This window comes from Lachnoanaerobaculum orale, assembly GCF_003862485.1.
Classification (GTDB): Bacteria; Bacillota; Clostridia; order Lachnospirales; family Lachnospiraceae; genus Lachnoanaerobaculum; species Lachnoanaerobaculum orale.
On the sequence record NZ_RRCM01000001.1, the window covers coordinates 443163 to 456434 of the forward strand.

Below are 13272 nucleotides of genomic sequence, written 5' to 3' on the forward strand. Positions count from 1 at the left end.
TAAATTTATTGCAATGTATATATTAAGTATTTTAAAAACACAAAAAGTACATGAAAAAACTTGAAGATAAATTTATCTTTTAGTATAATCTTTTAAGTTAGATATAGCTAACCTAAGCAATAATATAGTACTTAAATGCAAAGGAGAGCGTTTTTGCAATAGTATTTAGTCATAGTTGCAGTATAACATTATGATTTAAATGCTTTTTTGTGGTGCAACTTTCCTTTATTTAAGTAAAAAAGTTAGAGGCCACTAACCAAAATGTAATAGGAGATTTATGAAAAGAAAGCTTATTTTTAATGTGGGCGTCGGTGCACTTAGCATATTGATGGCTACAACACAGGTTACACCTGCTTTTGCCGGATCGTGGAAGAGGGAGCAGAGCGGATGGAATTATATAAATGACAACGGTGCCAAGGCTGTAGGATGGACAAAGACTCCAAGCGGATGGTACTACCTGGATGCTTCAGGTCTTATGAAGACAGGCTGGTTGCAGGATACTGACGGAAAGTGGTATTTTTTGGATACTGCTAAAGGTATACAAGAGGGCAAGATGCTCACAGGATGGAATTGGATAGACGGATATTGCTATTATTTCGACACTCAAAGCGGAGCTTTGCTTGTAAATACCACAACACCTGACGGTTACAAGGTAAATGCTGACGGCAAGTGGGAAAAAGACGGAAAGGTTATGTTCTCACAGGGTAAAGGGCATTTATCAGCCTCAGGTATAGTCGGAAATACTGTAAATCAGTCAGCGGCAAAAAGGAGCGGCGCAGGTTCAAAGAGCGGTTCAAGAAGCGGATCGGGCGGTTCAAGAAGCGGAGCGGGCAGTTCGCGAGGTGGCGGTTCACGAGGAAGATCGGGCAGCTCACAAGGAAGTGCTTCACAAGGCGGAACGGGCAGTTTGCAAGGAAGTGCTTCACAAGGCGGCACAGGCAGTTTGCAAGGAGACTCAGGTAAAAGTTCAGTTGGAAACAGTAGTGTAAGCCAAAACGGTTCCGATACAGCTAATGTACAAACAAATAACGCAGGAAATAATAATACAGTAAGTAACGGAACACAAAATCAGGTTTCAGGAATACAAGAAGGTAGTGTTAACGGCGGACATTCGACAGGTGATGCAGAGAGTAGTGCCAGTGCAGGAAATAATGTAAGCAGTATAGTAGAAAATGCGGGAGTTGATGCGACTTTAAACAATGAAGGTGCAACAACAAATCAAACAGGCAGTGAAGCCGTAAGCAACTCAGGGAACACCTCAAGTGCCGAGGCTTCAAATAACGCAGGGAATACCTCAAACAGTGAGGCAACAAATAACGCAGGAAACACCTCAAACAGTGAGACAACCAATAACGCAGGGAACGCCTCAAACAGTGAGACAACCAATAACGCAGGGAACACCTCAAACAGTGAGGCAACAAATAATACAGGAAGTAACTCAAGTACCGAGGCTACAAATAACGATAAATTTGCATATGTAAATTATACAAAAAATGTTAATACGGATTTCGGTCAGTATGTAGTGGTTACATTCAAATATGGAACGATTGACAATTACAAGGTGCTTGTAGACGGTACGGATGTCACATCAAGCATGACCAAGGTGGATGATGAAGGACATGTGGTAAAGTGGCTTTCAACCGTAAAAGATCCGTCGGCATTGCAGATAGTAAGTAAGGCTGATAATGATACTCAGGATATCAAACTTGCAGGCGGTGAGAAAAAGAATATAACAAATACCTCTGTAAAGGCTCCGAAGTATGTACTGTCAAACGGACCTATGACAAAGTTTGATTATCTGCTTGAAACATTTGACAATGAAGGTAAGGTCAGAAAAGATCCTGCAAAGACAACATTTACATTACAGACTAAAAAGACAGATTCGTCTACCGAAACAGTTCCTTCAAAGTACTATATACCTGTGACGGAGATAGATAATGTAGGAACAGGAAATATAAAGATAAAGCTTCAGCTTGAGAATGAGGAGCAGGAGGCTTGGTTTGACGGACTTAACAATATAAAACTCCTTAACGAGGATCACAATATTATAAATCAGAACCTTGTATACAATAAAAGTAAAGAAACAAAATACGGCAAGGTCGGAGTTATAAATATTCCGCTTCCTCAAAACAATGCAAGGAGCAGAGGAGACTACTATGTAAGTGTAGGTTCTTCAAAGAATTCTAAAAGGGTAAGTCTTCCTATATCACTTGTAACCAAAACCGATTTCAAGGTGGTAAGAGACAGCTCTACACCGAATCCTAAGGTTGGCGGAGATATAAGATTTAAGATAGAGGATCCTAAGGGATTGCAGAGCTTCGGCAATGACTACGGTCTTGTTATGTATAAGGTGACAATTACAAAGCCTGACGGTTCCGTGATAGAGTTACCACATTATGACAGCTGGTACAATATAATGGGACTTATGCACATCAGCGGAACTGATAAGACATCCGGTAAGGTGTATACAGATGTAGCGGGAGTGTATACGGCTACTATTTACGCCAAGGGCTATAAGACAATGACAAAGAAATTTGAAGTCTTAAACAGCGACGGTTCATCGGCTGCAACCACAGGCGATAAGGATTCGTCAAAGCCTGTTGATGCAATATCCACTCCTACAGTAAGTAAGATACATTCGGGAAACAGAGAGTCATCAAGTACTTCATCCGTAGTTATAGGAGGATACACAGGTTCATCAAGTTCAGGCAAGAAGGCGGACAGTGTATCGGGTGCTACGAAGAAGTCCGGCGGTAAGGCTGACGCCACATCAAGCGCAACCGGAAGTATGATGATAAACGGATATTTGCTTTATGACTATGACTTGCTTACAAATGCGATGGTTCTGAATGAAATCGGACTTAGAAGTAAGGATTCCGATGCGGTAATGAATTGGTGGTTTGACCAGACTCCTGAGGCGATAGTCGGAGACGACAAGGGAAAACTTTATGAGTTAAACAGCTTTGTAGATGCATATAAAGACGCAAGACTTGACGGAAATGTATTGACATTTGAAGATTATATAAAATCATCAGATGCTAAGACAAGAGAGATGGTAGGCAATGTAAAGAATGTGCTTGAGAACGGTAAGCTCGGTACGGTATATCGCTACGGAAATCTTGTGGGAGAGGATGCACCTACATTTACAGGACTTACAGCTCCTGTTGCGGACAGCTTTACAATAACTACCGATAATGCCGACTTTATAAAGAATCTTAATTCGATCATGCTTGACGGTTCCGGTTCACCGCTTAGAAGTGACAACTATCTGAAGCAGTATGAGATTGGTGCGGACGGTAAGAGTATCATAATCTATAAGAGTGCATTCAACAAATATCTGAATCCTTTGGTAGGAAAGCATAAGATAGCACTTGATTCTACAGGTTTTGAGAAGATAGAGCTTGAAATGAATATAACCGATACATTTGAGAATATAGAGCTTACAGATGTAAGTGATAAGCATGAGACCGATTCGGCTGTAGTGATAAAGGCTGTTAAGGATGATGATCCTAAGAAGGGTGACTTCTTAAGTAAGCTTGGAAGCGTAAGGGTACAAAATCCTGACGGAACTATAAGAGATGTAATATCGGCATTTGCAGGCGGCAATACTTCGGATACGGTATATGATATAGCGGACGGAAAGATTACTCTTCGAGGAGGACTCTTTAAAGATGCCGGAGAATATACAATCTACTTGCAGTCAAGCGACGTAAACTATGCCGTGCAGTCTGTTAAGGTAAATATTGCACAGAAGGAAACTGCCGCACCTGTGACACCGGTAACACCTGTAAGTCCTGTAACACCTGTGACACCGATAACACCTGTAACTCCGGTAAGTCCTGTGACTCCTGTAACACCGATAACACCGGTTGCTCCTTTTACAGAAGAGGGCAAGGATACACCTAAGGCAAATACAGGTAAAAAGTCAAGCTCATTTATGTATGATATGCTTACAGTAAAGTTTGAAGGCATGAATGAAGGTGACCTTGAGAAGTATCTGAAAGCGGTCACAAGTGTGAGTGTAAACGGAGAGGATTATGCTAAAGCAGGCATCCTCGGATTCGGATATGGAAGCAACAAAGAATTTAAGGCACATGAGGATTCAACTTATGGCGGTAAAGTCAGTCAGTTATCTGTAAAGGCAGGCAGCTTCACAGATAATAAGTTTGATTTTGTTGTAAAGGCGGATGGATATAAGGACCTTACATTTACAATGAATGCTGACGGAAGCATAGCGGAAAGCGTTGCACCGGCACCGGTAGTTCCTACGGTTAATGCTGTGGAAGTAGATAAGGTTGAATTTAAAAAGTATAATAATGCCGATGTATATGCCGTTACACTAAAGGGCGAGAAAGCTAAGATTGATGAGTTTATAGAAAAGCTTAACGCTGTAGAAGTAAACGGCGTAAAGGTTGAAGAAGGTATTATATCAACACTTGGCAGAGAGCGCTTTGCAGTAGACAACGATAATGTAATCTACATAAAATCAAGAAAGATAAAGGGATTTGCAGATAAACTTGTATTTAAGGGAGAGGGTATGGATGATTTAGTCTATACTACATCTTCACAGATAGCTACACCGGCTATTACAGGCTCAGAGATTAAGAAGGGCTATGACAATTATGTTAGACTGACATTTGATGATACAAACAAAGCACAGCTGAAGCTTTTTACGGAACTGATAAAGTCGGGTAAGGCTGTTGTGACTGTAAACGGTGTTACTTATAACAAAGGTTATAATATAAGCAATACCGCTACATATAAGCTTACAGCAAATATGGCTTTTGGATACACTCAGTTTATTGACCTTTCACTTGACGGATTCAATCAGCCAAGCAATGAAGTGGTGATAAGCTCTGAAAACTTTGATACAATAAGGTTTAATGTAGAGGTGGCTGAGAATACTTCAGGTAACAGAAGAACAAGAAGAGACTTAAGTGCAGTAGAAACCGCTACATCATCAAATGCAAACAGATAAATAAAAAATCATGTCGACTCCATAGCGGGTCGGCATTTTTTATATAAAATACGACAAAGAACAAATGTTTGGGATTGACAGACGGAACTTCTTTTTGTAAGATGAAAGTTGCACTATTGTAGGGATTTTTATGCCCTTTGATAGGTGCCCAGATAATGTAACTTGCCAAAAGGCTAAACTAAATGAAATGATTTTGCTATTATATCATAGAAAAATCTAAATTCATACCAGAAAAATATACAGGGGTGAAACGTCAATGGATAGAAGCAAGATGCGTCCGATAACTTCCGGAAAGAGCATGAGGATGAGTTTCCAGACACAAAAAGAAGTTCTGGAAATGCCGAACTTGATAGAGATACAAAAAGACTCATATCAATGGTTCCTGGATGCAGGTCTAAAAGAAGTTTTTAGAGATATATTTCCTATAGAAGATTTTGCAGGACATTTTAGCCTCGATTTTGTCAATTTCAAGTTGGCAAGAGATGAAGTTAAATATTCCATAGAAGAGTGTAAAGACAGAGATACAACATACGCAGCTCCGCTAAAGGTGAAAATCAGACTTATAAATAAAGATAAGGACGAGATAAATGAGCACGAGATCTTTTTAGGAGATTTACCGCTGATGACTGATACCGGATCATTTGTAATAAATGGTGCAGAAAGAGTTATTGTCAGCCAGTTGGTTCGTTCACCGGGTATTTATTATACAATAGAACATGATAAGATAGGTAAAGAGTTGTTTATGTGTCAGGTCATCCCGAACAGAGGTGCATGGCTTGAGTACGAAACGGATTCAAATGATATTTTTTACGCAAGAGTGGACAGAACAAGAAAAGTTCCGATTACAGTACTTTTGCGTGCTTTCGGACTTGGAACAAACACACAGATTATAGATATGTTCGGAGAAGAGCCGAAGATTATGGCAAGCTTTGCAAAAGATCCTTCCGAGAATTATCAGGACGGTCTTTTAGAGCTGTATAAAAAGATAAGACCGGGTGAGCCGCTTTCAGTAGACAGTGCGGAAGGACTTTTAAGGTCAATGTTCTTTGATGCCAGAAGATATGACTTGGCAAAGGTTGGAAGATATAAGTTCAATAAAAAGCTTCACTTCAAGAACAGAATAAAAGGACATACTCTTTCAAGAGATGTAGTGGATGAGAACACAGGCGAGGTGATTGCACAGGCTGAGACCGTAGTGGATGCGGATATAGCTACAGCTATTCAAAATGCGGCAATTCCTGCAGTGTGGGTACATGGAGTTGAGAGAGAAGTAAAAGTCCTTTCAAACCTGATGGTAGATATCGAAAGCTATGTGCCTGAGCTTAGCGATCCTAAGTCTATAGGTATTACCGAACAGGTATATTATCCTGTACTTAAAAAGCTTATGGAAGAGAATGAGGGTGAAGAGCTTATAAAGGCAATCGAAAAGAGTGTCAACGAGCTTATTCCTAAGCATATCACAAAGGAAGATATCTTTGCTACCGTAAACTACAACATGCATATTGAAGAGCATATCGGAAACAAGGATGATATCGACCACTTGGGAAACAGAAGAATAAGAGCGGTGGGAGAGCTGTTGCAGAATCAGTACCGTATCGGTCTTACAAGAATGGAAAGAGTTGTAAGAGAGAGAATGACCACTCAGGACATAGACTCCATTACACCTCAGTCACTTATAAATATTAAGCCGGTAACAGCTGCGGTGAAGGAATTCTTCGGAAGTTCACAGCTGAGCCAGTTCATGGATCAAAACAATCCGCTTTCAGAGCTTACTCACAAGAGAAGACTTTCAGCTTTGGGACCGGGAGGTCTTTCAAGAGAGAGAGCCGGATTTGAGGTTCGAGACGTTCACTATACTCACTATGGAAGAATGTGCCCTATTGAGACACCTGAAGGACCGAACATTGGACTTATCAACTCACTTGCAAGCTTTGCAAGAGTAAACGAGTACGGATTTGTAGAAGCTCCTTATCGTGTGGTGGATAAGTCGATAGATCCTTTAAACCCTGTAGTAACGGATGATGTTGTATATCTTACAGCGGATGAAGAGGACAACTTCACTGTAGCACAGGCGAATGAGCCGCTTGACGCTGAAGGACATTTTGTACACAACAATGTATCAGGTCGTTACCGTGACGAGACTTCAGAGTTTGCAAAGAAAAATATTGACTTGATGGACGTATCACCTAGAATGGTGTTCTCGGTTGCTACAAGTATGATTCCTTTCCTTGAAAACGATGATGCGAACCGTGCGCTGATGGGATCAAACATGCAAAGACAGGCCGTGCCTCTTATGATCACCGATGCTCCTGTAGTAGGTACCGGAATGGAGACCAAGGCGGCAGTCGATTCAGGTGTATGTGTGGTTGCAAAGAATTCGGGAACTGTAACGGAATGTTCATCAGATAAAATTGTTATAAAAAGAGATGACGATGCGGTACTTGATACTTATAAGCTTATCAAGTTTGCAAGAAGTAACCAGTCAAACTCTTATAATCAAAAGCCTATAGTATTTAAGGGCAACCATGTCAATGCAGGTGAGGTTATTGCAGACGGTGCTTCCACATACAACGGTGAGATAGCACTTGGAAAGAACCCTCTTATCGGATTTATGACATGGGAAGGATATAACTACGAGGATGCCGTACTCCTCAGTGAAAGACTTGTAGAGTATGATGTATACACATCTATTCATATCGAGGAATACGAATGTGCGGCAAGAGAAACCAAACTTGGACCTGAAGAGATAACAAGAGATGTACCGGGTGTAGGTGATGACGCTCTTAAAGACCTTGATGAGAGAGGTATCATAAGAATCGGCGCCGAGGTAAGAGCCGGAGACATTCTTGTAGTTAAGGTTACTCCGAAGGGAGAGACCGAGCTTACAGCTGAAGAAAGACTGCTTCGTGCAATCTTCGGTGAGAAGGCAAGAGAAGTAAGAGATACTTCACTTAAGGTACCGCACGGTGCATACGGTGTCGTTGTTGATGCAAAAGTATTTACAAGAGAAGCCGGAGATGAATTGGCTCCGGGAGTTACACAGAATGTAAGAATTTATATAGCACAAAAGAGAAAGATTTCAGTCGGTGATAAGATGGCGGGCCGTCACGGTAACAAGGGTGTTGTTTCCAGAGTATTGCCTGTAGAAGATATGCCTTTCCTTCCGAACGGTAGGCCGCTTGATATCGTGCTTAACCCTCTGGGTGTGCCTTCACGTATGAACATCGGACAGGTGCTTGAGATTCACCTCTCACTTGCGGCAAAAGCACTTGGATTTAATGTTGCAACTCCTGTCTTTGACGGTGCAAACGAGAACGACATTATGAACATGCTTGAAGTGGCTAATGACTATGTCAATACCGAGTGGGACAGCTTTGAAGAAAAGTATAAGGATGTATTGGAGCCTGAAGTTATAGATTACCTCGGTTCACATCTTGAGAACAGAAAGCTTTGGGAGGGTGTTCCTCTTTCAAGAGACGGTAAAGTAAGACTTCGTGACGGTAGAACCGGAGAGTACTTTGACAGCCCTGTTACAATAGGTCACATGCATTATCTTAAGCTTCACCACATGGTAGATGATAAGATCCATGCCAGATCTACAGGTCCTTACTCACTTGTTACACAGCAGCCGCTCGGCGGTAAAGCGCAGTTCGGCGGACAGAGATTCGGAGAGATGGAGGTTTGGGCACTTGAGGCATATGGTGCTTCATACACCTTACAGGAGATTCTAACAGTAAAATCCGATGATGTTACAGGACGTGTAAAGACTTATGAGGCTGTAATCAAGGGTGAAAATATACCTGATGCAGGCGTTCCTGAGTCATTTAAGGTACTTCTAAAAGAGCTTCAGTCACTTGGACTTGATATAAGTGTCCTCGGTGAGAACGGCGAGGAAGTGGAGCTTAAGGAAAATACCGAGTATGCCGACCTAAGTATACACTCTATTATAGAGGGTGAGAGCAGACACCACGGCAAGGACGAGTTCAAAGATGCAGGATATAGTGAGCAGGTAGTAAAGGATGGAGAGTTTGTATCGGTTGATGAAGCAGGCGATTCACAAGAAGATGTAGATGCTGACTATGAAGGTGCAGGCGATACAGGGGATGATTCTCCTTATAATGAAGAGCCGTATGATGATGCAGATAACTTTGACGAGTAATCGTTAAGACAGTGAATACTGAAACCGCCCCGTATCAGGGGCGGCATAAAATAAATGAAGTCGATTTATCGTTTTATATAGAAGGGAGCAATTTTATGCCTGAAAACAATGATGCTTATCAGCCAATTTCTTTTGACGCAATCAAGATTGGTTTGGCTTCTCCTGAAAAAATACTACAGTGGTCTCACGGTGAGGTTACAAAGCCTGAGACTATCAACTATAGGACATTAAAGCCGGAGAGAGACGGTCTGTTCTGTGAAAGAATATTCGGACCTAGCAAGGATTGGGAATGTCATTGTGGTAAATACAAGAAGATACGCTACAAAGGCACAGTCTGTGACAGATGTGGAGTAGAGGTAACAAAATCCAGCGTGCGTAGAGAGCGTATGGGTCATATAAAGCTTGCAGCTCCGGTATCACATATCTGGTACTTTAAGGGTATTCCTTCAAGAATGGGTCTTATCATGGATATAGCACCTCGTATCTTGGAGAAAGTATTGTACTTTGCATCATATATAGTACTTGACGGAGGAGATACACCTCTTAACTATAAGCAGGTGCTTTCGGAAAGAGAGTACAGAGATGCAATCGAAAGCTATGGCTACGGCTCATTCAGAGCCGGCATGGGTGCGGAGAGCATCTTGGAAATACTTAGCAATATCGACCTTGAAAAAGAGTCTGAAGAGCTGAGAGAAGCATTGGTGGATGCAACCGGACAAAAAAGAGCAAAGATTATTAAGAGACTTGATGTAGTGGAGGCTTTCAGAAGCTCAGGCAATAAGCCGGAGTGGATGATACTCACAAATGTGCCTGTAATACCGCCTGATATCAGACCTATGGTACAGCTTGACGGCGGCAGATTTGCAACAAGTGACCTTAATGATTTATATAGAAGAATTATAAACAGAAACAACCGTCTTGCAAGACTCTTGGAGCTTGGTGCCCCTGATATCATTATCAGAAATGAAAAGAGAATGTTACAGGAAGCCGTAGATGCTCTTATAGATAACGGTAGAAGAGGAAGACCTGTTACAGGTCCGGGAAACAGAGCGCTTAAATCACTTTCAGATATGTTAAAGGGTAAGCAGGGACGTTTCCGTCAAAACCTCCTTGGAAAGCGTGTTGACTATTCGGGAAGATCCGTTATCGTAGTAGGACCTGAACTTAAGATATATCAGTGCGGTCTGCCGAAGGAGATGGCTATTGAGCTGTTTAAGCCTTTTGTAATGAAAGAGCTTGTAGAAAAGGGTACTGCACACAATATAAAATCTGCCAAGAAGATGGTAGAGAGAATGCAGACGGAAGTATGGGATATACTTGAGGATGTTATCAAAGAGCATCCTGTAATGCTCAACAGAGCGCCTACACTTCACAGACTCGGTATTCAGGCATTTGAGCCTGTACTTGTAGAGGGTAAGGCTATCAAGCTTCATCCGCTTGTATGTACCGCTTTCAACGCCGACTTTGACGGTGACCAGATGGCTGTCCACCTTCCTCTTTCAGTAGAGGCACAGGCTGAGTGCAGATTCTTACTTCTTTCACCGAATAACCTGCTTAAGCCTTCAGACGGAGGACCTGTTGCCGTACCTTCACAGGATATGGTACTCGGTATCTACTATCTGACACAGGAGAGACTGGGAGCAAAGGGAGAAGGTAAGTTCTTTAAGAGTGTAAATGAGGCAATACTTGCATATGACAACAAGATTGTTACATTACATTCAAAGATAAAGGTCAGAATGACAAAGGAACTTGAAAACGGAGAGATTTTGTCGGAGACTGTAGATTCTACAGTGGGTAGACTTTTATTCAATGAGATAATACCTCAGGACCTCGGATTTGTGGACAGAAGTATTCCGGGCAATGAATTAAAGCCTGAGATTGATTTCCTTGTAAAGAAAAAGCAGTGTAAGCAGATCCTTGAAAAGGTTATCAACGTACACGGACTTTCAAGAACGGCTGAAGTGCTTGATGATATAAAGGCAATCGGATACAAGTATTCAACTATTGCCTCTATGACAGTTTCCATTTCAGATATGACAGTGCCTGCAAGTAAGCCTGAGCTTATAAAGAATGCACAGGCAACCGTAGACAGAATCGCAAAGAACTTTGCCCGTGGATTTATCACTGAAGAAGAGAGATACAAGGAAGTTATAAAGACTTGGGATATGACCGATAAGCAGCTTACAAGAGACCTGCTTGACGGACTTGATGCATACAACAACATCTTTATGATGGCGGACTCAGGAGCGAGAGGTTCAGATAAGCAGATAAAGCAGCTTGCAGGTATGCGTGGTCTTATGGCGGATACGACAGGTCACACTATCGAGCTTCCTATCAAGTCAAACTTCAGAGAGGGTCTTGACGTTTTGGAGTACTTTATCTCAGCTCACGGTGCGAGAAAAGGACTTTCAGATACGGCTCTTCGTACAGCCGATTCAGGATACCTTACAAGAAGACTTGTAGACGTTTCACAGGACTTAATAGTTCGTGAAACAGACTGCTGTGAGGGCAAGGATATTCCATATATGGAAATCAAAGCATTCTCGGACGGCAAGGAAGTTATAGAGAGCCTTGAGGAGAGAATCACAGGCAGATATATTGCGGAGACTATCACAGATCCTGATACAGGTGAAGTGGTTATCAAGGCAAATCATATGTGTACTCCGAAGAGAGCCGCTGCGGTAATGAAGGTACTTGATAAGCTTAACAGAGACAGCGTAAAGATAAGAACAATACTTTCATGTAAATCACATACAGGTATCTGTGCCAAATGTTATGGTGCAAACATGGCTACAGGACAGGCTGTACAGGTAGGTGAAGCTGTAGGTATTATTGCAGCACAGTCTATCGGTGAGCCGGGTACACAGCTTACTATGCGTACTTTCCATACCGGAGGTGTTGCCGGTGGAGATATCACACAGGGTCTTCCTAGAGTCGAGGAGCTTTTCGAGGCAAGAAAGCCTAAGGGTCTTGCAATTATCACAGAGTTCGGCGGTGTTGTAGAGCTTAAGGATACCAAGAAGAAGCGTGAAATCATTGTTACAAATAATGAAACAGGTGAGTCAAAGACATACCTTATACCATACGGTTCAAGAATCAAGGTATCAAACGGTGATGTGCTTGAGGCAGGTGACGAGCTTACAGAAGGTAGTGTAAACCCACATGATATTCTTAAGATTAAGGGTGTTCGTGCCGTTCAGGACTATATGCTTCGTGAAGTACAAAGAGTTTACAGACTTCAGGGTGTTGAAATCAACGATAAGCATATCGAGGTTATCGTCCGTCAGATGCTTAAGAAGGTAAGAATAGAAGAGAACAATGATGCTGATGTACTTCCGGGAAATTCAATGGATGTTCTGGATTACAACGATATGAATGAAAAGCTTGTTGCGGAGGGTAAGACTCCTGCAGAAGGTAAGCAGGTAATGCTCGGTATTACCAAGGCATCACTTGCTACAGACTCATTCCTTTCAGCAGCATCCTTCCAGGAGACTACAAAGGTTCTTACAGAAGCCGCTATCAACGGTAAGGTGGATCACCTTATCGGACTTAAGGAAAACGTACTTATCGGTAAGCTTATACCTGCAGGTACAGGTATGAAGAGATACAGAAATGTAACTTTGAATACAGATGAGTTCATCGGAGAAGATGATGAAATAATCTTAAGCGAGGACGATCCTGCACTTCTTGATATAAAGGATGAGCTTATAGCTGATGCTAAGGAAGCCCTTGAACAGGAAGAAAAGGCACATGAAAAAGAGGTCGATAAGGAAGAATTTTCTGAGGAAACTTCAAAAGAAGAGGCTAACGAAGAAGAGCCTGTAAAAGAAGAGCCTGTAGAAAATGATGCAAAGGATTCTGCAGATGAGAGTGCACAGTCTGTATCAGATGAGGAAACAGACGGAGCAACAGATACAGAAGAATAAAATAGCCGGTTACGGTTATATAGATAAGAGAGACTGCCAAAAGAGCGGTCTCTTTTGATTTTATGCCAAGTGTTTGGGTGAAGGAAGTTATTTCCGGCTTTAGTTCTTGCTCATAAGAATATTGTTATTGCAAAATATATGTATTCATCATAAAATAAAGTCATATACACGGTTTTATTTTTTCTATGTTCAGTTTAAAGTTTATATCT

3 protein-coding genes are annotated in these 13272 nt (G+C 41.7%); all 3 read left to right on the forward strand.

From position 1 onward, the window contains the following. Positions 1 to 277: 277 nt before the first annotated feature. The 3 genes from EHW90_RS02265 (at position 278) to rpoC (ending at position 13063) form a co-directional block, all read left to right on the forward strand. Positions 278 to 4978 carry a hemoblobin-interacting domain-containing protein gene (locus EHW90_RS02265; protein WP_124950916.1) on the forward strand — a complete coding sequence of 1567 codons (4701 nt, stop codon included), beginning with the start codon at positions 278 to 280 and terminating at the stop codon, positions 4976 to 4978. A 256-nt stretch (positions 4979 to 5234) separates the two neighbouring features. Further along, positions 5235 to 9137 carry a DNA-directed RNA polymerase subunit beta gene (rpoB, locus tag EHW90_RS02270; RefSeq protein WP_124950918.1) on the forward strand — a complete coding sequence of 1301 codons (3903 nt, stop codon included), beginning with the start codon at positions 5235 to 5237 and terminating at the stop codon, positions 9135 to 9137. A gap of 95 nt (positions 9138 to 9232) precedes the next feature. Further along, entirely contained in the window at positions 9233 to 13063 is a 3831-nt protein-coding gene (gene rpoC / locus EHW90_RS02275; protein WP_124950920.1) for a DNA-directed RNA polymerase subunit beta', read from the forward strand. The last annotated feature ends 209 nt before the right edge of the window (positions 13064 to 13272 follow it).

Bases quoted from the DNA above. Each gene is read 5' to 3' on its own strand.
- EHW90_RS02265 (WP_124950916.1), top strand. From the start codon at position 278: ATGAAAAGAAAGCTTATTTTTAATGTGGGCGTCGGTGCACTTAGCATA.
- rpoB (WP_124950918.1), top strand. From the start codon at position 5,235: ATGGATAGAAGCAAGATGCGTCCGATAACTTCCGGAAAGAGCATGAGG.
- rpoC (WP_124950920.1), top strand. From the start codon at position 9,233: ATGCCTGAAAACAATGATGCTTATCAGCCAATTTCTTTTGACGCAATC.